The organism is Paraburkholderia caffeinilytica (assembly GCF_003368325.1).
Classification (GTDB): Bacteria; Pseudomonadota; Gammaproteobacteria; order Burkholderiales; family Burkholderiaceae; genus Paraburkholderia; species Paraburkholderia caffeinilytica.
On the sequence record NZ_CP031467.1, the window covers coordinates 3,561,325 to 3,581,127 of the forward strand.

Consider the following 19,803-nt stretch of genomic DNA (forward strand, 5'->3'; position numbering starts at 1 on the left):
CGCGTACCGGAAAGCAAGCGACGCCGATTGTTCAGAAATACCTGAACCAAAAATTTGAGGCGAGGAATTTGTCGTGAATTCCCTGCGCGGCATCATGCATTCTCGAAGGCTGCGTGAATATAGGTGATAGCGCGATGCCGGCAAATTGCCCTGGTGCAGCCGATTCCATCAAGACAACGTCAAGCGAAAATGCACACGATCCAATTCAATACGCCAGAAGTCAGTTGGGATGCGCACGAGCGGCAGATTCGAAACGACCTCGCGGCACTGTACCGTCTGCTCGCGCACTTCCGTATGACGGACCTGATAGACACGCACATCTCGGCACGCTTGCCAGGAGAAACGCCGGCCTTTTTGATCAATCGCTACGGTGTTCTGTTTCACGAAATGCGCGCGTCGGACCTGGTCAGGATCGACCACGCAGGCAACGTCACCGATCGGCGCGCAGCGGCGAGTCCCCAGCATTTTCGAGTGAACGCGGCGGGATTCACGATCCACTCCGCCATTCATACGGCGCGCCCGGATCTTCATTTTGTCGTCCACACCCATACGGCCGCGGGTATCGCTGTGTCTGCCCAACGGGACGGACTCCTGCCGATCAGTCAACACGCGCTCAAGTTTTATGGGCGGCTCGCTTACCACGACTACGAAGGCATCGCGCTCGATCTCGGCGAACGCGAGCGTCTCGTCGCCGATCTCGGCATGCGCAAAGCCATGATTCTGCGCAATCACGGCTTGCTTGCGGCAGGCGAGTCTGCCGCAGAAGCGTTCCATGAAATCTACATGCTCGAGCGAGCCTGCCAGGCGCAAGTCCAGGCGATGGCCGGCGGTGCATGCCTTGTCGTTCCCCATGCCGACGTATGCGAACGTACCGCGCAGCAATTCGAAATGGATTCATCCAGCGGGATCGTCGATACGGCGTGGAGCGCTGCGTTGCGCCTGATCGACGATTCTCGCCCGGATTATCGGGTGTGACCGAATGCGAGTTTCCGGAGCAGGATGGGGCTTCGGACTTAAGCGATGCCGGCGCCAAGGGCCGGGAACACATCGGTGAACAGCAAAGCGATCAGCTGTTGTCCGGCCGGGGTGGACCAGTCCTGTGCGATTTCCGCCATGAGCGTGTTGGTGGCAGTGAGCACCACGCCCGCATCGTGCATCCGTTGACGCGCAAACTCTTCGGAAAGGTCGCTGGGCGATCCCGAGGCATCCATCACTGCCTGCACGGCAAAGCCTTCGAGCGCGGCATCGATGGCCGGGAAGATGAGGCAAACGTCGGTGGTGACGCCTGCCATGATCAGGTTCTTGCGCCCTGTGGCGAGCACCGCATCGCGGAAGTCAGGGTAGGCCCAGGCATTGACGACGCCGGGGCGCTTGACCCGCGCCGCGTGCGCTTCGGGCAGGATCGCGGCGATTTCCGGAAGAATCGGACCTTGGGCGCGATCTTCCTGACTGGACGTGATCACGACCGGCAGATTGAGGATCTTCGCCATCCTGGCGAGCGCAATCGACTGTCTGGCGGCGAGTCCCCGGTCAATATTCTTGATCAGTTGCATCGTGCCGACCTGATGGTCAATCAGCAGCAAGGCGGTGTTGTCGGCAGTGAATCGTTCAACCTTCATGATGTAACTCCTGTGGGGTGATGGGGCGCACGCCCCCGGGGGCGGGGCTGCCTGTCACAGGCTTCCCATATCGCCACGGTGGTAAGCGGCGGTTGCCGCGATCAGGCTCTCCCGGCTCGCAAAAGCCATGGGTCCGTTTGCAAGCACAGGCTGGTGCAGCGGCTCGCCGATGAACACGGCGATCCTGGCGCCGTCCGCTTTGGCGGCGAGCGTGTGCGTCGTCGCCGCGGTCACGGTCGGCAGAATCGGGGCGCCGAGGTCGTCAAGACTGAAGCCTTTGCCGTCGAGCTCCGCACTGCCCAGGATCGGCATGAAGAAGGCGCGCTCGCCCGCGGCCACCGGCAGCGCGAGTTCAGCGCCGGCCTCCAGCGCGATGTCCAGCAAGGTGACGTCGGTCGGCGGTGTCAGTGGGGAGCGCACGCCGTCGAAGCTGCCCAACGGGATGCGCACCCGGATACCGAGGCGCTGCACCACCGGCACATCCTCCGGGGCCAGGCTCAGCGCGAACGGCGCTGCATTCTGCTTTTCCCGAGGCAGATTGACGAAGATCTGCAACAGGTGAGCGGTGCTTCCCGGCACTGCGGGATTCTCTTCATGAATCACACCGCGCCCCGCAGCGGTCCAATGCAGGCCGCCTGGCTCGATCAGCGTGCTGTTGCCCAGCGAATCGCGGTTGGCAATGCCCGTCTCCGAGTCGAGGAACAGATAGGTCACCGCGCAGAAACCAGCGTGTGGATGCGGCGGGAAGGTGGGCGCGCTCATCCAGGCGTGGTCGACACCCATGAAGGGATCGAGCTGCGACGGATCGGAACCATGCAGGCTATATGCGCGGAAATGGCTGCCCCGATTGGCGCGCTGCATGCGCGCGGTGGCTGTCGACATGGCTGCGCTCCTCAGGCGTTACCGGTCGCGTTCAAGGCGGGGTAATCGATATAGCCTTGGGCTCCGGGTGTGTAGAACGTGTTCTTGTCGGGGATGTTGAGCGCTGCACCCACACGAAACCGCTCAGGCAAATCCGGGTTGGCGAGGAATGCACCGCCGAAGACCGTAGCGTCGGCGCGCCCCTCGGCCAGCAGGTTTTCAGCGGCGGCCTGGTCGAGTCCTCCGCCGACCAGATAGGCGCCGTCGAAACGCGGCCGCAGCATGGCGTGGTAATCGACGCTCGTGCCGAACAGCGCGACGTGCAGATACGCGAGATTGAGGCCGCGCAGGCGCTCGACGAGATACGCGTAGGTTTCCTGCGGCGCCGCGTCGGCAATGTCGTTGAAGTTCATTTCCGGCGAGATCTTGATGCCGACGCGATCGCCGCCGGCCTCCGCAACCATTGCCTCCAGCACGTCGAGAACGAAGCGGGCGCGGTTCGCAACGGAGCCGCCGTATTCATCGTCGCGCTGATTGCTGCCGGACGAGAGGAACTGTTCAGGCAGATAACCCGAAGCAGCATGCAATTCGACGCCGTCGAAGCCCGCTTCGAGCGCGCGACGCGTCGCCATACGGTACTCATCGACCACGCCGGCGATCTCATCCAGACGCAGTGCTCGGGGCGTCACGAATTCTTCCATGCCTTTGCCGGTCCAGGTCTGTCCCGCCGGCTTGATGGCCGACGGCGCCACCGGCAGCGCGCCATCCGGTTGCAGCGACGGGTGCGAGATACGTCCGCTGTGCATCAGCTGCATGAAGATGCGTCCGCCGCGGGCATGCACGGCGTCGGTGATCCGCTTCCATTCGGCCACCTGGGCATCGCTATGGATGCCGGGCGTGCGCACATAGCCCTTGCCGGCCGCGGACGGAAACACGCCTTCGGTGATGATCAGACCTGCACTGCTGCGCTGGACGTAGTAGGTGACGACATTGTTGTCTGGAACGCCCGCGTCATCGGCGCGCGAGCGGGTCATCGGGGCCATCACCATACGGTTCGGGATGGACAGGCCGCCAATGCGGACGGGGGTGAAAAGCTGACTCATGGTGTGTTCCCAGTGGTGATGTGTTTATCGGATAGGGCCATCATCCGGAAAATCATGAATGGGATAAAGATGGCAAAATGGAAACCATTGAGCCATTTATGGAGCAGTGAGGTGGAGTTTCTGAACGACATGGCGCTGTTCGTCGCGGTGGTCAAAGCGAAAAGCTTCCGTCGCGCGGCAGAGGCCATCGGGGTGCCGAACTCGACGCTGTCGCGCCGGATCAGTGCGCTGGAGAAGGCGATCGGGTTGCGCCTTCTCTATCGCACCACGCGCAAGATCGAGCTGACCGAAGCAGGCCAGCTTTATTTCGAGCGCGCGAGGCGCATCGTGGAAGAAGCGCGGCTTGCCCACGAGCAACTCGGCGAAATGCTGGCCCAGCCCGTTGGTGTGTTACATGCGTCGTTGCCGGTGGATTTCGCGAATATCTTCCTCGCGCCTTTGCTCGCGGAATTCGCGCGGCGCTATCCCGGCATCAGCTTCGAGTTCGACCTGACGCCGCGCCGCGTCGATCTGGTCACCGAGCACGTCGACGTCGCGATCCGCATGGGCGAGCTGCCGAGCTCGAATCTGATCGCACGACAGCTTGCCCGACTGCCGCGCTATCTCTACGCATCGCCGCGTTATATCGAACACTACGGCGAGCCAGGCGAGCCGGCCGACCTCTTGCGGCATGAGTGCGTGCGCCTCGGTCCGGCGGAGGTCGGCGGCTGGACTCTTCACAAGGAAAACGAAACGATCGAGGTCGATGTAGGCGGCCGTTTCCTGCTGAACAGCGTCGGTATGATCCGGCGACTGGCGACGCTCGATCTTGGCATCGCCGTGCTGGCCGAAGAAATCGTCGCCGACGACGTCGCGGCCGGGCTATTGCGCCGGGTGTTGCCAGACTGGCAGGCGCCGGCCATTCCTGTCTACGCCATCACCGAGACGCGACTGTTGCCAGCGAAAACGCAGCGCTTCATTGAATTCTTGCGTGAGCGCCTGGAGGCGTAGCGTCTGGCACCGGCGCTGCATTCCCGAGTCGTCGTGTTGCGCACCAGGCTTTGCGGATAGACGTCCCTACGCCTCGCGCCGTCCGGCCTGTTCGCGAATGGCGGCGACGATGTTCCGCATTCGAAGATGGGAGCCTATAGTGAAGACATCTTCGCCCTCGGGGCGAGCTTCCTGTTCGGGACCGACGCATTTGACGGGGGACGGCAATATGGCTGCTGATTCTGGTTTGGCTGACGATCTGCGGGGGCAGACGCCAGGGTCGCTGCTGACGCTGGTCGAATACCTTGAACTTTCGCTGGATAAGGGGCGAAGCGTCGTCATGATGCGTCACGGCACAGGGGTCTGTGCTGTCTACATCGGCGACCCGGCGGACGAGGACAACGCGTTGACGGGTCACGGCACCATCGCGATGGACGTGGCTGACGAGATTCTCGAACTGACTCACGCGGGCCTGAACCGGATATCGGTCGGCGGCCAGACTTACCGGTTTGTTCGAAGCTTCACGCACGTCGAGGGCGTAGGCGCCGTGATATTCGCGCCGGCGTAGGGTGGCGGGCAGCGTGGCCACGACCGGCACCAGGCCTGGCGTGGCCTCCTTTACGGCATCGCGAGCCCGTTCTGACACCTTCCTGGCGCCGCGTTGCATGTTTTCACACGCGGACCAAAGCGACCTATCCTTAAGGGATCTCAAGCGATAGTCTCCCGTTTCCTTCCTTCCGGAGGAGGTGCGCCATGTCAATGTCCGCCACGCTTCAGGAGTGCCTGCGCAGCAAGGGCTCCCAGTACGAAATCGTGCATCATCCGCATAGCCATTCCAGCATCGAAACCGCGGCAGCGGCGCATATTCCCGGTGACCGCCTCGCCAAAACAGTGTTGTTTGAAGACGAACACGGCTATGTGGCGGCGGTACTGCCATCGACCTACGCCGTGCGGCTGTCCGAGCTTTGGGCAAAGACCGGACGCCATCTCATGCTGGCCAAAGAGGTCGATCTGCGCGAACTGTTCAAGGATTGCGACATAGGCGCGCTTCCGCCGGTATGCACGGCCTATGGCATGCGAACCTATCTCGACGAGAGCCTGGCCCAGCATCCGGACGTCTATTTCGAGGCCGGCGATCACGAAGAGTTGATTCACATGGGTACGGATCAATTCCTGAATCTGATGGACCAGGCCGAGCGGATACGCTTCGCCCGCCGCATGCAGGGCATGTCGACCTGACCGGCGTTCGTCGATACGGTGTGGCACGGTGCAGTGCGGCATGAAGCGCTGCGTCTCCAACCATTGCGCGAGGCTGATCATGCAACGCAGCGATACGGTCCTGAAGCAGGTGATGGCCGCCTTCGAACGCGAATCACACCTGAAGCTGCACAATCATCCCATTCGTATGAGCATCGACGGCGGTGCCTTGACCGTGACGGGCGAGGTGCCGGATGTCGCATCCAAGAAACGCCTTCTTCAATTGACGCAGATGCACTGCGAGGGAATGCGTCTGGTCGATCAACTGCGGGTTGCCGCCAATCCGTCGGTCGGCGACGGCGAGTTGCGCACGCGTCTTTGCGAACGGCTGGCGCAGACGGTGGAGTTTCGCAACTGCGTGATCTGTGCGCGCGTCAAGGGCCAGCTGCAAGTGCTGCACGGCACCATGGACGAGGCGGGCAACGACGGCAGCGGCGTCGTCGAAGTGACGGTGGATGACGGTGTCGTGACCTTGACGGGGCAGGTGGGCAGCCTGTCCCACCGGCGCCTCGCGAGTGTGACGGCCTGGTGGGTCGGCGGCTGCCGCGACGTGGTGAATCTGCTGGAACTGGTGCCCGCCGAAGTCGACGGCGACGATGAGATTTCCGAGGCGCTGCACCTGGTGCTCGAAACCGATCGGCGTGTGCGCGCCGAGCAGATCACCATCAATGTGGAAAATCACAGGATCACGCTGGCAGGGTGGGTGGCGACCGAAGCGGAAAGGCGGCTGGCGGAACAGGACGCCTGGTGTCTGGATGCGATCGATGGCGTCGTCAATCGCATTCAGGTGGGGGCTTGATCCGACGTGGCCGCCGCGCGGTAGATCGCGCGGCGGCCAAGCTTTGCGTTAGACGCGTTTAGTGCGGTGCCGGAGCGGACCGCCGTGACGGCACCGTATCGGCGCGCCAGTTCAGGACTTGTCTTTGGCACCCTCCACGGAGGCCATTCGAAAGACCGAGATGCCCTCCATGGGGTCCAGTGTTTCGCGCCAGGGCGCGCGCTCCAGTAAGCGAATCGTGTCTTCATAACCCGTGACCCAGCGCCGCGCGATGCCATTCGACGAAAAATCGATATCCCTGTTCAAGTCGTCGTTATCGAACGCCGGCGCGTCGAGTTCCAGGACCTGCATCGTCGTGCCGCAGCCCCAGCCGAGGAGCGCCTGAACCTCCGGCGTATCGCGTTTCTCTTCGGGAACATACTGGCTGAGTTCGCGAATCACGTGACGCAGCCGATGAATCTGCTTCTGCCGGTCGAGATGGCTTTCCGCCCGGCTCGAATACTGAATGTCGCGCTGCCGGCTCATGACCTGCAGGATGGATTCGGGTTCCGGACCGCTCGATGGCCACAACTGCACCGAAAAAATCACCGAGCTGCATCGGGGCCGATCGTCGAGCACGGCTTCGAGCGGTGTGTTCGAGTAGATGCCGCCGTCCCAGTACGATTCGCCCTCCAGCCGCACCGAAGGAAAGCCGGGTGGAAAAGCGGCGGAGGCCATCACATGCTCGACGTCCATCGGCGCGTCGCGATTGGTGAAATACCGCATGCGTCCGCTGCGGACATTGACCGTGCCAACCGTCAGCCGCGTCGCCTTGCGATTCAGGTAGTCGAAATCGATCAGCGAAGACAGAGTTTCACGCAGTGGCTCCGTCGAATAGAATGCCGCCCGCTCTGCGCCCACGCGCGCCTGAATATTTGCCCATGACCCGGTTTGTGGGGTGAAGAACGACGGCACGCCTTGCGTGACGATCGCCAGGTCGCGCGACCAGTTGGCGAGCCCAGGCCACAGCCAGTTTGCCGCATCGACGCCATGCCGCGCCACGCCGTTCCAGAACTGGGTCAATCGCGCCATGCGGTTCTCAGGCAGATTGCCCGCGATGATCGCGCCGTTTATCGCACCGATCGAGGTGCCGATCACCCAGTCGGGTTTGACCTTGCGGTCATGCATCGCCTGATAGACACCCGCCTGGTACGCGCCGAGGGCGCCGCCTCCCTGGAAGACAAGGACAACCTGTCCGGGAATGTCCGGTGCGGCCTCCGGCTGGCCGGCCGCCTTGGCGTTGGGTTCGCCGTGCGTCTTGTTGCCCATTGCAGGTCTCCCGGACGAATGCCGCGTGCCGGTGATTTTGCCACGGGTGGGGGCGGCCTGGCGCCGCTCGCGCCGCGCAAGCACCGCTGCCCTACCGAAGCCCCATCGCCAGTTCCACGAACTGCATCGCCCGGGCATTGGCGTCGCCATGGCGGTGAACGATGTACAGCGTGCTGATGGTGTCGGTCTCGTCCAGCTGTCTGAACACGACCCCAGGCACCGCGATGGTCTGCAGCGTCGACGGCACGAGCGCAATGCCGAGTCCCGTGGCGGTCAGGCCGATCAGGGTGGACGCCTGCTGGGCCTCCTGGACGACCTGCGGTTCGAATCCGCGCTTCGCGCACAACGCGATGATCTTTTCGTAGACCGCGACCCCCGCTTGCCGTGGATAGGCGATGAACGGTTCGTCGCGCAAATCCTTCAGCTTGATCGAAGCGGCATGGGCGAGCCGGTGCCGCGCATGCATGGCGAGCACGAGCGGCTCGTCCATCAGCGGCGTGAACACCAGATCCGTGGGGGGCGCGCTTTCGGGCATTCGCAGCAAGCCGACGTCGATTTCGCGCTGCTCGATTGCCTCGATCTGCCGCGACGACGACAGCTCCAGCAGCGTGATATTGACCTTCGGCCGTTGTGTCCGGTACGCGTGAATCAGCCGCGGAAAAAACGGTGACAGCGTCGAAGCGTTGGTAAAGCCGACCCGCAAACGCCCGACCTCGCCGCTGACGGTCTCCCAGACGCTTTCTTTCGCGTGTTCGATGCGCGCGAGGATCGCTCGTGCGTCGTCCAGCAACGCCAGTCCCGCCTCGGTCAGCACGACGGTGCGGCGCGTGCGGTGGAAGAGCCGCGCGCCCAGTTCCGCCTCCAGCGACTGGATCGCAAGGCTCAAGGGCGCCTGCGTAATGCCCAGCCGCTCGGCGCTGCGGCGGAAATGCAGCTCCTGCGCCAGCACCACGAAAAATTCCAGATGACGGATATTCATTGATTTGCTCTGTAAATCAATAACCTTGGTTTCGAGAATAAATCAAAACTGTTTCCCGGGCGATACTGTCTTCCACCAACATAACGACGGAGACAGCATGAACGGTGCGGAACTGGTCGAACGCCTGCGAGCGCGACACAAGATCATTGCGCTGGGAATTCGCGCCTCGCGTACGACGGATGCGGTCCGCTGGGCCAAGGCGGCCGGCTACGACACGATCTGGGTGGATATGGAACACAGCTCGCTGCCGGTCGATACCGTGTCGCAACTGTGCTCGTGCGCGGTCGACCTCGGCCTGATGCCGTGGGTGCGTGTGCCGGAACGCGATTACGGCACGATCAATCGCGTGCTCGACGGCGGCGCGCTCGGCATCATCGTGCCGCGTGTGGAGACCGCCGACCAGGCGCGCGACGCGGTGATCGCCACGCGCTTTCCGCCGCTCGGCCAGCGCTCGCAACTGGCAACGCTGCCCTACGTCAACTACGAGAAACTTCCCGCTCGCGAACTCAATCGTCGTCTGAATGACGCGACCGTGCTCAAGGTGCTGATCGAAAGCCGCGCCGGTGTCGAAGCGGCCGATGCGATCGCGGCCATCGAAGGCGTCGACGTGCTCGCGCTCGGTTGCAACGATCTGTCCGCCGATCTGGGCCACACCGGCGAATCGGCGCATCCGGAAGTCGTGGCCGCGTGCCGCAAGGTGATCGCGGCGGCAGAGCGGCACGGCAAGGTAGCGATCGTGGGCGGCATGCCGGAGTGCGAGGCACTCAATGCATTGCGCCGCGAGGGCGCCGCGCCGTTTGTCTTTGCCGGCATCGACAGCGATGTCTACCTGGCGGCGCTGCGCGAGCGTGTCGAGCAGGCACGTCAACTTTAATTCGAACTTCCACTTTCAGATCATGGCAGAAACCCCGCTGATTTCCACGCCGATGCGTGACTATGAAACCCTGTCGCGGCCGTCGTTCACGATGCCGCCGCTCGCCTGCGACGCGCACATGCACGTGTTCGGTTCCGAAGACAAATATCCGAAGGTCGAGCATCCGCACTACACGCTGCCCGACGGCAAGCTCTCGCACTATCTGCAGATGATGAGCGTGCTGCATCTGAAGCGTTTCGTGATCGTGCAGCCGAGTTTTTACGGTACGGACAACCGGTGTCTGATCGACGCGCTGCACGTGGCGGGCTCGATCGCGCGTGGCGTCGTGATGATCGAGGAGAACACGGACGCGGCCACACTGGATGGCTTCCATCAGTCCGGCGTTCGCGCGGTACGCCTCGATCTGTTTGCGCGTTCCGGGTTGCCGACCGTCGAGATCCAGCAGTACATCACGCGGATGGCGCGCTTGTGCGCGAGCCTCGGCTGGCACGTGCAGTTCTATGCGCCGGGCTGGGTCGTGCGCAATCTGATTCCGTTTCTCGCCGACGTACAGACCGATTTCGTCATCGATCACATGGGCTACATGCTCGAGGAAGACGGTCTCACCCAGGCGGATTTCGACCGTCTCCTCAGTCTGCTGAAAGACGGCAACTGCTGGCTCAAACTCAGTGCCCCGTATCGGATCGCCAAACATCGCGGCTATGAAGCGGTGGCGCCGATGGCCGAAGCGATCATCAAGGCCGCGCCGCAAAAAGTGATCTGGGGTTCGGACTGGCCGCACATTCCCGATTCGACGCGCGACACCGGCGAATTGCTGAATCTGCTCGGCGCATGGACCGGCGATCCGGTGGTGCACAAGATGATTCTGTCCGACAACCCCGCGCGGCTGTTCGACTACTGAGCAGTCACTGAGTGACAACCGAGCGACAACCGAGGCACCCCATCCCCACTATGTCCTACCAACCCAACGCAGCGTTTGCCGGTCTCTTTCGCGCGTTCACGTCGGACCCGCAGAGCATCGGCACGCATCTGACGCAGCAGATGACGCAGCAGCAAGCGGACGATCCCTTACTGGTGTCGACCGGCAGCGATATCGTGCTGTTTCCCGGCGCGCGGTGTGCGCCGACCGTCGAGAGTTTTCGCAAATCGACGCGTGGTTTCATCGAGCTGACGGCGGTATCGCATTTGCCGCTGGCGCTGGCTTACCTTGCGCGGATGCGCGAGCTGTCGCCGCACGACGGCGCGTGGCAACGCGATGCGTCGAATCTGCGCGGCCATGCCGAGGCAACCCGCGCGGCGAACTCGCTTGCGCTCTGGCGCGATCACGTCGCGGTCGATAGCTTCGCGGGCCACGAGCAGAAGATCGCCGATCTCGTCGACTACACCTGCGGCGTGACGATCGAACTGCTTGATCGGATCGAGAAAGATCACTCACTGCTGAGCTTCGAGCGCCTGAACAACGAGTACTTTGCCGCGCCGTCGACGAGCGCGTTTCCGGTGCCGATGAACGACGTGATGTTCGCGACGTTCGGGCTTGCGTTTCTCGACATCGTCTACCGCATCGGCAACTGGTTGCGCGCGCAAGCACTCGACTGGAACCGCCTGATGGTGCTCGTCAGCGGACGGTCGGGCAGACCGACAGCCGGTGTGACGTGGGCGTCGAACAACATGTGCTATCTGGTGTGGTGCGCGTCGAATCGCGTGCTGTTGCCGGAGCGCGTGTTTATCGCGCCGCATGCGCCGTCGTTCTCGGTCGCCGAATTGCCGGACGCCGCGGGCATGGCGGAACTGGAGCGCACCTATCGAGCGTTGTGGCTCAACACCCGTTCGAGTATCGATGTCGCGCGCGCATTGTTTCCCGGGCAGCGTCCGTTTCACTTCGATCCTGCGCCAGCCGGCGGCATGCCACCTATCACGTCGATCGACGATCGCGATGCGACCACGGCGCGCCTGCGCCGCATCATGGAAGATCCGACGCAACTGCTGTCCAACTGCGTCGCCGATTACATCGTCGATCAGTTGTACAGCAACGGTAATCAGCCGCAAAAGGTTGAAATCCCAGGCTTTACGAATGTGACTTTTCCGGGCGCCGCGCAGTTGTAGCGACGCATGCCGGTTCGACACCCGCGCGTAAAGGCAGCCGCGCGGGCCATAACAAAATGCCCTTGATGAAGGAGACAGGCATTCATGAATGCACTTTTACAAGAGCCGTCGGCGGGTCCACCGGTCAGCAACGTGCTGCGCATCACGCTGGTGTGCTTCGCGGTGTCGATGATCGACGGCTTCGACACGTTGATGCTGTCGTTCGTCGCGCCATTGCTGGCGAAGTCGCTGCAGATCGATCACGCAACCCTGGGCCGCGTGTTCGGCGCCGGGTTCATCGGCACGGTGCTCGGCTCGCTGATCGTCGGGCCGCTGGCGGACCGTTTCGGGCGACGGCCGATGCTGCTGCTGGCGCTCGCGGTAACCGGCATTTTCACGCTTGGTTGTGCGTTTGCGACTTCAGCGACGATGCTGGCCGCGCTCCGGTTCATCGGCGGCCTCGGCATGGGCGGCGCCATTCCGCCGGTTGCGGCGATCACGGCTGAGAGCAGTTCGCCGCAACGCCGCGCTTCGCTGGTGATTCTGATGTTCATCGGCTTTCCGCTTGGCGCGGTGGTGGGCGGCGCGATCACCGCGGCGTTGATGGTGCGCTTCGGCTGGCCGTTCGTGTTCCTGATGGGTGGCGCGTTCGCCTTGCTCGCGCTGATTCCGGTGCTTCTCGTGATTCCGGCGCAAATCGCCAGCCGCGCCGAACGGGCGACCACGCGGGTGCACACCGCGGCGCCCGGCCTGAACGTGGTGGGCGGCGTGTTCGCCGGCGGCCGGCTTCCGGCGACGTTGGCACTGTGGTTCGGTGTGTTGTCGAGCATGATCCTGTCGGGCTTCCTGGTCAGCTTCATGCCGACCATTCTCAATATGAACGGCGTCGAACCGGGACGCGCGGCGCTCGGTTCGGTCTTGCTCAATTTAGGCGCGATAGGTGGCGCGTTGGTGATTTCGACCGTGGTCGGCAAGCGCGGGCCGTTCGTGCCTGTGGCGATTTCTTTTGTGGGCGGCGCGGTGTTGACGGTGGCGTTGGGCCAGATCATCGGCGCGGGGAATGTCGCGCTTGCGATGCTCTTTGCCGTCGGCGCGTTTCTGGTCGGCGGGCAGTTGACGTTTCCGGCGATTGCCAGCTATCTCTTTCCCGCCGACGTGCGGGCGGCCGGCGTCGGTTGGACGCTGGCGATCGGACGCATCGGTTCGATTGTGGGGCCGGTGGTCGGCGGCATTCTGCTGTCGCAGCATCTGTCGTTCGAAACACTTTTCATGCTGGCGGCGATCCTCGCCGTGGGCGCAGCGCTGGGCATCAGTCTCGCCAATATGCTGCGGCCGCGCGAAAACGAGAGTGGGGCGGTCACGCCGACTGCGTCATTTGCGATCACGGGTTCGGAGTTGGGAGAGGCGGGTCATGGCAAGAACTGAATTGGGTGCAGGCCTGCTCACGACACTGCAGCAGCTGCCGACCAGCGGCGCGCGTGCGGTCGAAGTCTTTACGACGGACGAGGGCACTTTTCTCGGCGTGCCGCAACTCGCACGCGATGTGCCGGGTGAGGCGCCTTACATGAACGGCGGCGACAGCGACATCGAAGCACCGATCTACCGCTGGCAGGACGGCCGTTTCGTTGAACACGAAGCGCTGCCGCTGCCCGGCGGCGAAGACATCGAGTACTTCGAGATCGACGGCAGGCGCTTCCTCGCGACGGCCGGCATTCGAACTGGCAAGGGGCCGTACGATCTCGATACCGAGGCGGTGGTGTATGAACGCCTCGCCGGCGCGTGGGTGCCATTGCAACGCTTCCCGGTATTCGCGGCAAAGCAGTGGTCTGCTTTTTCGCTCGACTCACGCCATTTCCTCGCGTTGGCGCAAGGCGTGGTGATCGACGGTGTCGTGCCGAAACATCCGCGCGAATCGTGCCTGTTCGAATGGAACGGCGAGCGCTTCGTGCCGTTTCAGACTTTCAATGGGCAGTGGGGCTACAACTTCGCGTTGGCGTCATTCGGGGGCGAGCACTATCTCGCGTATGCGGACCACGTTAGCGGATCGTCGGTGCATCGCTGGAACGGCGAGACGTTTGTACCACTACAAACGTTCGACGAAAACGGCGGCCGTGCGTTCCGCTTCTTCGAAGCAGAGGGCGCGCTCTGGATGGTGCACGCGAACCTGCTCAAACACACCACGCTTTACCGGTTCGACGGCGCGCAGTTTGTCGAGATGCAGGTGCTGGGCGGTCCCGGCGGCCGCGAACTGTGCCTGATCGACGGCAAGGAGGGGCGCTATCTGGTGCGCGCGTGCTTTATCACCGGAACGCCGAAAGCACCGGCTGTCGTGCCGCAATCGGAGATTTTCCGGTGGCGGGATGCCTGCTTCGAACTGGTGGGCGACTTCGCGACATCCGCTGCGACCGATGCCGCCAGCTTCGTCGTCGACGCTCAGCGCTATCTGGTGGTCAGCAACAGCCTGAGCGACGAGATCCGCTTTCGCACTGATTCGACCTTATACCGGTTCAACGGTTAGCGCCTGACCGACATCCCCCGCGCCCGGCGGCTCGCCGGGCATTCCCGACAGGGAACAGCTATCCCTCCAGCGAGGGAGGGCACCGTTTTGCCTTTTAAAAATAGAACCATTGGAGACGAGCAATGAAAAAGTTTGCCTTGAGCCTAAGCGCAACCGCGGTACTGGCATTGAGCATGAGCAGCCAGATTGCGCATGCACAAAGCAGCGTGACGCTGTACGGCATTATCGATGCGGGCATCACTTACTTCAGCAACGTGAACGGCCATTCGAACTTCGTCGCCAACGACGGCTCGATCCAGTCGAATCGGTGGGGCTTGCGCGGCGTGGAAGATATCGGTGGCGGGACACGGGTCGTCTTCGTTCTGGAGAACGGCTTCAATCTCTACTCGGGCACGATGGTGCAATCGGGCGTGCTGTTTAGCCGTCAGGCGTGGTTGGGTGTCGAGAATCAAACGTACGGCCGGTTCACGCTCGGCAAGCAGTACGACTTCTTCTGGGACAACCTCACGCAATTTGCCATGGGGCAGGTCGCCGGCCAGTACTCATGGCATCCAGGCGACTTCGATCACCTCGCGGGCACGTTGCACATCAATAACGCGATCAAGTACACGTCGCCGAACTACCTGGGATTGCAGGCGGGTGCGCTATATGCATTTCCTTCGCAATCCGTATCAGCGGGAACAGGGCGCGTGATTGCGTTCGGACTGCGCTATTCGAATGGCCCGCTGAACCTCGGTGCCGCGTACACCGATACGCACGATCTCGGCTTGAATGGGCCGAGCCAGGCCGGCACCACGTTCTTCCCCGATCTGCCTGCCACGCCGGTGCTGGCGAGCAGCGTCAGCAGTTTCGGTGTGGGTGGCAGTTACCGCTTCGGCAGGAGCCTGACCCGGCTGCTGTTCACCGACACGCACTTCCGTATCGGACACGACAACGGTTCGATGCCGACCTATGAAGTGAACGAGGTGTTTCAACTCACCCCTGCCACGACGCTGATGGGTGGCTACTGGTACAGCAAGCTCGGCGCGCAGAAGTGGCAGAACGGGACGCTCCTGCTCGATTACGCGCTGTCGAAGCGCACCGATGTCTACACCAGCGCGACCTATCTGCGCGCATCGGGTGGCGCGGCACCGGTGTTCCTCGGCGGCGGTGCGGCGCCGGTGTTTGCCAATGGCGTGTATGTGGGCACAGGTCAGTCGTCGACCGCGGTACGGGTGGGGCTCCGCACGCTGTTCTAGCCCTGACGCGCCGGTAGCGAAATCGCGGCGTATCGACACCAATCCATTCCAAACCGCCAGTTGGACCCAATCCGGAGCAAACGTCAGGCGGTTGCGTTCCCCGGATATCAGGAGACAGGCATGAATACCTATTACCCGCGCGCCATTCGATGGCTCATTGCAATCGCGATTCCACTGGTCATTCTGGGGTGCGGCGGCAGCGTTCACCCCGCGCCGCCCGCCGACCCCACCGTCGTCACGACCCAGCAAGGACAGGTCAAAGGCATCACCGTCAACGGCGTGCGCGAGTTTCTCGGCTTGCGGTATGCCGCGCCGCCGACCGGTGCGCTGCGTTGGAAACCGCCCGCACCGGCCGCGGCCTACACAACGAGCGTGTACGACGCCTCGCACGTCGGCTCGGCATGTGTGCAGGGGACGGCGACGGCTCCGACCGGCAGCGAGGACTGTCTGTTCATCAACGTCTATGTACCCGGTACGACCGCAAGCACTACGGCATTGCCCGTGCTGTTCTGGATTCACGGTGGCGGTTTCATTCTTGGCTCCGGCGCCGCGACGGATGGCAGTGTGCTCGCCCAGAAGGCGAACGCGATTGTGGTGACGATCAATTACCGTCTCAATGCGCTCGGCTTTCTGGCCCATCCCGCGCTGGCGGCGGAAGATCCCAACGGCGCCTCGGGCGACTACGGCATCATGGATCAGACCGCCGCGCTTGCCTGGGTGCAGAAAAATATCGCCGCGTTCGGCGGCGACCCTGGCAACGTGACGATTTTCGGCGATTCGGCGGGCGGTCATTCGGTGTACGTGCAACTTGCATCGCCGGGTGCGGCGGGCCTGTTTGCGAAGGCCGTCGCCATGAGCGGCGGCTTCACCCGGCAACAGGAGACCTTGCAGCAGGCTGAAACGGACGGCATTGGCTACGCCAGAACGTGGGGCTGCACGGACACCGGCAGCGCCGCCTGCCTGCGGAATCTGCCGGCGTCCGCACTGCTGCAGGGCAACCCGGTCGCATGGTATGCAACGATCGACGGCAAGGTGCTGCCGGGTTCGACGAGCGCGGCATTTGCCAGTGGCCAGTACAACCGGGTGCCGGTGATCTCCGGTTTCACCGAGGACGAAGGAACCTACTTCGTCGCCGCGGCATTCGACGCGCAGGGCAATCCCGTCACATCCGCAGGCTACGAAACGGCGATCCAGAACTTCCTCGGCGTGCCCGGCGCCGCCACCGCGGCGCTCTATCCGGCGAGCCAGTTCACGTCGCCTAGCCAGGCGTTGGCCAAAGTTGCCGGCGACTACCTGTTCACCTGCGGCGAAATGCAGGACGCCGACAACCTCGCGAAGTATTCGCCCGCAGCTTACATGTATCGCTTCTCCGATCCCGCGCCGTACAGCGTGCACAGCCTGATCTCAATCTTGCCGCCGACCGCCATGAACTATGGCGCCTTTCACTCGTCGGATGTCGACTACTGGTGGCAACTGATTCCGAGCCCGACGGCAAATCAGGCGAGTCTGTCCGCGGCGATGACAACCGCGCTTGCGGGGTTCGCGCACACCGGTAATCCGAATTCGGGCAGTGCGGTGGCGAACTGGCCGTTGTACACGTCGGCGACCCGGCGAACGCTTGACTTCGGTTATCCGGTTTCGAACACGTACGATGCGTACACCGCGCATCAGTGCAGCTACTGGTACGGCGAGGCGCCGTCGCACGGCCTATAAGGCCTATAGGGCATATGAGGCCTATAGGACCGCCAGGACCGCCAGGAAGCGCGCTGGCCGTGGTACGCGGGTGCATTGACACGGAGGCACCGCACGGACTCGCCACGGGCAGCGCCAGCACTGATTACGGTTTGATCCGTTCTCCGAAAACCAATCCACAAAAGCTTGTTTGCGATTCCGTATCCAGGTCGCTAGATTCATTCATATCGCAATGAATCGACGGAGGTCGCATGGCCACACTTTCAGCGACGCATATCTGGGGCGGACTTCGGCATCCTGTGCGAAGCCTGCAGAAGCAATGGTCAAAACACGCGCACGTCTCGTCTGAGCAATCCTCAGACGAGACGGCTGCCGCGGCCCATCACTCCCCATCGCCCGAACAACTCGAACGCATTGCGGCCTACGCGCGCTGCGGCTATTTCCATATGGAATACACCGCCGGCATGTTTGTCGTGCCCCTCGAGATCCCACGCGACTAATCCGCATGCCGGCGGTGGCGCGGCAAATCCGCGACGGGCGGGCGGTGCAGGGCTCCTTCAAGCCGGAGCCAACGGACCAAGCCGGAGCATCCGAACCGATGCTTCTTTAGAAATGACAATTAATTGGTTCGGCTTCGGCCGGCTCTCTTTCATAGTGTCTCCTGATGGCTATAGGCGGTTGCAATCGCAGATGGCTTTGACCAGCGCGTACTGATTCGCGCGATATCGAAGGAGACGTCATGACGCTTGAACTCGCAGAACGACCCACCCATGCGCTGCTTGAAGCCGCCCGCGCGAGCGCCGCGCAAGCCGGCTTGCCCTATGCCGGCGGCCTGCCGCCGCAGGATGCGTGGGCGCTCGTCCAGGCAGGCGACGCCGTGCTGGTGGACGTGCGCACCGCCGAAGAACGCAAATTCGTCGGACTCGTGCCGGACAGCCTGCATGTCGCGTGGGCGACGGGCACGAGCCTGACGCGCAATCCGCGTTTCGTGCGCGAACTGGAAGCGAAGGCCGGCAAGGATGCCGTCGTGCTGCTGCTGTGCCGCAGCGGCAACCGTTCGGCGCTGGCCGCCGAGGCCGCGGCGAAAGCCGGCTTCACGCAGGTATTCAACGTTCTGGAAGGTTTTGAAGGGGAGCTGGACGGCGCGCAACGGCGCGGCGCCAGCAACGGCTGGCGCTTTCATGGGCTGCCATGGATTCAGGACTGACAGCCTGATCGTTCACGCTGCACTTTACGGGGAGTAATCGCTGTGGCTGTGTTTGACGTCGATGAAATTGTTCACGCGCTTCAGGCAGTCCGCCAGCAATGGCGCGAAGTGCAGAAGCGCTCGCTCGAGCCGGGTGGGCGCGAATTGCCGGGGCGCGAAGCGCTCGCGGAGATCATCGAGACGCTCAAGGGCGTGCTTTTTCCAATGCGGCTCGGACCGCCCGATCTGCGTCAGGAAAGCGAAAACTTCTATGTCGGCCATGCGCTCGACGCCGCGCTGCACGCCTTGCTGAGCCAGGCGCGTCTGGAGCTTCACTATCGCAGCCGTCATCAGCCGCCGCCCGCCGCGACGATCGAGGCGCAGGCGGGTATCGCGGTGCGCGCTTTCGCGGCGCGCTTGCCGGCGATTCGCAGCTTGCTTGATAGCGACGTACTAGCCGCGTTTCACGGTGACCCGGCGGCGGGCAGCGTGGATGAAGTCCTGCTGTGCTATCCCGGCGTGCTGGCGATGATCCACCATCGGCTCGCCCATGAGCTCTATGGGTTGGGGCTGCCGCTGCTGGCGCGCATCATCGCCGAACTCGCGCATGCGCAGACCGGTATTGACATCCATCCTGGCGCGCGGATCGGCGCGGGTTTCTTCATCGATCATGGGACGGGAGTGGTGATCGGCGAAACGGCCATCATCGGCGAACGCGTGCGGGTCTATCAGGCCGTTACGCTGGGTGCGAAGCGTTTTCCGCGCGACGCGCAGGGGCATCTGGAAAAGGGCCATGCACGGCATCCGATTGTCGAGGACGACGTCGTGATCTACGCGGGCGCCACCATTCTTGGGCGCGTCACGCTCGGGCAGGGCGCGGTGATCGGCGGCAATGTGTGGGTCACGCAGGATGTCGCGCCAGGTTCGCACGTAACGCAGGCCGTGTCGCGCAACGAAGGCACCAGCGCCGCCGCGGTTCGCGAGCTCACGCCACGCGATCGTGCGGACGCGGAGCCGGCCACGGCCGGAGCGGGCCGATGAGCGTGCTCGTGAGGGACTTCGGCGCCGCGGTGCGGCGCTTTCGCGAGGCGTCCGGCTGGTCGCAGGAGCAATTGGCCGAATACGCCGGACTCAACCGCTCGTATGTCGGCGAGATCGAGCGCGGTTCCGCGATAGCGTCGATTGTCACGCTCGACAAGCTGGCCCGTGCTTTCAACGTGCCGGTCGAACGCTTGCTCGGCCATTCGTCCGACGGCGTGAGCGTTGCCGCACGCCAGCACGCCGTACTCATCGACCCTGCGTCCGCCCGTTAGACCTGCGCTTTGCCGTCCTCATTGCC

21 protein-coding genes are annotated in these 19,803 nt (G+C 63.2%); 16 read left to right on the plus strand and 5 right to left on the minus strand.

Annotated elements, in window-relative coordinates:
* The first annotated feature begins 189 nt into the window (after nt 1-189).
* Nucleotides 190-975, plus strand: a complete 786-nt coding sequence (locus DSC91_RS32180) for a class II aldolase/adducin family protein (protein ID WP_115782547.1) — start codon at nt 190-192, stop codon at nt 973-975.
* Nucleotides 976-1,013: 38 nt separating this feature from the next.
* On the opposite strand, the gene DSC91_RS32185 is transcribed toward DSC91_RS32180, so the two are convergent.
* Genes DSC91_RS32185 through DSC91_RS32195 form a run of 3 tightly spaced genes read right to left on the minus strand, consistent with a single transcriptional unit; the run spans nt 1,014 to nt 3,583 of the window.
* Nucleotides 1,014-1,619 carry an isochorismatase family protein gene (locus DSC91_RS32185; RefSeq protein ID WP_115782548.1) on the minus strand — a complete coding sequence of 202 codons (606 nt, stop codon included), beginning with the start codon at nt 1,617-1,619 and terminating at the stop codon, nt 1,014-1,016.
* 54 nt (nt 1,620-1,673) lie between these two features.
* Entirely contained in the window at nt 1,674-2,480 is an 807-nt protein-coding gene (locus DSC91_RS32190) for a pirin family protein (RefSeq protein WP_373291816.1), read from the minus strand.
* A 32-nt stretch (nt 2,481-2,512) separates the two neighbouring features.
* On the minus strand, nt 2,513-3,583 hold the full coding sequence (locus DSC91_RS32195) for an alkene reductase (RefSeq protein WP_115782550.1): 1,071 nt from the start codon (nt 3,581-3,583) through the stop codon (nt 2,513-2,515).
* Nucleotides 3,584-3,694: 111 nt separating this feature from the next.
* Between DSC91_RS32195 and DSC91_RS32200 the strand changes: the two genes are divergently transcribed.
* The 4 genes from DSC91_RS32200 (at nt 3,695) to DSC91_RS32215 (ending at nt 6,608) form a co-directional block, all read left to right on the plus strand.
* Nucleotides 3,695-4,573, plus strand: a complete 879-nt coding sequence (locus tag DSC91_RS32200; RefSeq protein ID WP_115782551.1) for a LysR family transcriptional regulator — start codon at nt 3,695-3,697, stop codon at nt 4,571-4,573.
* 208 nt (nt 4,574-4,781) lie between these two features.
* Nucleotides 4,782-5,120, plus strand: a complete 339-nt coding sequence (locus tag DSC91_RS32205) for a hypothetical protein (protein WP_115782552.1) — start codon at nt 4,782-4,784, stop codon at nt 5,118-5,120.
* A 185-nt stretch (nt 5,121-5,305) separates the two neighbouring features.
* Complete coding sequence (locus tag DSC91_RS32210; protein ID WP_115782553.1) at nt 5,306-5,791, plus strand: aminoacyl-tRNA deacylase; 486 nt, start codon at nt 5,306-5,308, stop codon at nt 5,789-5,791.
* A 79-nt stretch (nt 5,792-5,870) separates the two neighbouring features.
* A complete protein-coding gene (locus DSC91_RS32215; protein ID WP_115782554.1) occupies nt 5,871-6,608 on the plus strand; it encodes a BON domain-containing protein in 738 nt (245 codons plus the stop codon).
* 111 nt (nt 6,609-6,719) lie between these two features.
* Here the strand turns inward: DSC91_RS32215 and DSC91_RS32220 are convergent, their stop codons facing one another.
* Both DSC91_RS32220 and DSC91_RS32225 read right to left on the minus strand, forming a co-directional pair.
* Nucleotides 6,720-7,895 (minus strand): patatin-like phospholipase family protein, encoded by a 1,176-nt coding sequence (locus DSC91_RS32220; protein WP_115782555.1) that lies wholly within the window; start codon nt 7,893-7,895, stop codon nt 6,720-6,722.
* Nucleotides 7,896-7,986: 91 nt separating this feature from the next.
* A complete protein-coding gene (locus DSC91_RS32225) occupies nt 7,987-8,874 on the minus strand; it encodes a LysR family transcriptional regulator (protein ID WP_115782556.1) in 888 nt (295 codons plus the stop codon).
* 97 nt (nt 8,875-8,971) lie between these two features.
* On the opposite strand from DSC91_RS32225, the gene DSC91_RS32230 reads away from it, so the two are divergent.
* The 11 genes from DSC91_RS32230 (at nt 8,972) to DSC91_RS32280 (ending at nt 19,777) form a co-directional block, all read left to right on the plus strand.
* Complete coding sequence (locus tag DSC91_RS32230) at nt 8,972-9,748, plus strand: HpcH/HpaI aldolase family protein (protein ID WP_115782557.1); 777 nt, start codon at nt 8,972-8,974, stop codon at nt 9,746-9,748.
* Between the two features lie 22 nt (nt 9,749-9,770).
* Nucleotides 9,771-10,649: an amidohydrolase family protein gene (locus tag DSC91_RS32235; protein WP_115782558.1), complete on the plus strand. Its 879-nt coding sequence runs from the start codon at nt 9,771-9,773 to the stop codon at nt 10,647-10,649.
* A 50-nt stretch (nt 10,650-10,699) separates the two neighbouring features.
* The gene (locus DSC91_RS32240; protein WP_115782559.1) at nt 10,700-11,851 is read left to right on the plus strand and encodes a DUF5624 domain-containing protein; all 1,152 of its coding nucleotides are present in this window, start codon (nt 10,700-10,702) and stop codon (nt 11,849-11,851) included.
* A gap of 84 nt (nt 11,852-11,935) precedes the next feature.
* A complete protein-coding gene (locus tag DSC91_RS32245) occupies nt 11,936-13,255 on the plus strand; it encodes an MFS transporter (RefSeq protein ID WP_115782560.1) in 1,320 nt (439 codons plus the stop codon).
* Nucleotides 13,242-14,348, plus strand: a complete 1,107-nt coding sequence (locus DSC91_RS32250; protein WP_115782561.1) for a hypothetical protein — start codon at nt 13,242-13,244, stop codon at nt 14,346-14,348. Before DSC91_RS32245 ends, DSC91_RS32250 begins: the two co-directional genes overlap by 14 nt.
* A gap of 122 nt (nt 14,349-14,470) precedes the next feature.
* Complete coding sequence (locus tag DSC91_RS32255; RefSeq protein WP_115782562.1) at nt 14,471-15,586, plus strand: porin; 1,116 nt, start codon at nt 14,471-14,473, stop codon at nt 15,584-15,586.
* Nucleotides 15,587-15,706: 120 nt separating this feature from the next.
* Nucleotides 15,707-17,299: a carboxylesterase/lipase family protein gene (locus DSC91_RS32260; RefSeq protein ID WP_115782563.1), complete on the plus strand. Its 1,593-nt coding sequence runs from the start codon at nt 15,707-15,709 to the stop codon at nt 17,297-17,299.
* Between the two features lie 230 nt (nt 17,300-17,529).
* Nucleotides 17,530-17,778, plus strand: a complete 249-nt coding sequence (locus DSC91_RS32265; protein ID WP_115782564.1) for a hypothetical protein — start codon at nt 17,530-17,532, stop codon at nt 17,776-17,778.
* 239 nt (nt 17,779-18,017) lie between these two features.
* Complete coding sequence (locus DSC91_RS32270; RefSeq protein ID WP_115782565.1) at nt 18,018-18,485, plus strand: rhodanese-like domain-containing protein; 468 nt, start codon at nt 18,018-18,020, stop codon at nt 18,483-18,485.
* Between the two features lie 42 nt (nt 18,486-18,527).
* Nucleotides 18,528-19,505, plus strand: coding sequence for a serine O-acetyltransferase EpsC (gene epsC / locus DSC91_RS32275; RefSeq protein WP_115782566.1), 978 nt, complete (start codon nt 18,528-18,530; stop codon nt 19,503-19,505).
* Nucleotides 19,502-19,777 (plus strand): helix-turn-helix domain-containing protein, encoded by a 276-nt coding sequence (locus tag DSC91_RS32280; protein WP_115782567.1) that lies wholly within the window; start codon nt 19,502-19,504, stop codon nt 19,775-19,777. Before epsC ends, DSC91_RS32280 begins: the two co-directional genes overlap by 4 nt.
* The last annotated feature ends 26 nt before the right edge of the window (nt 19,778-19,803 follow it).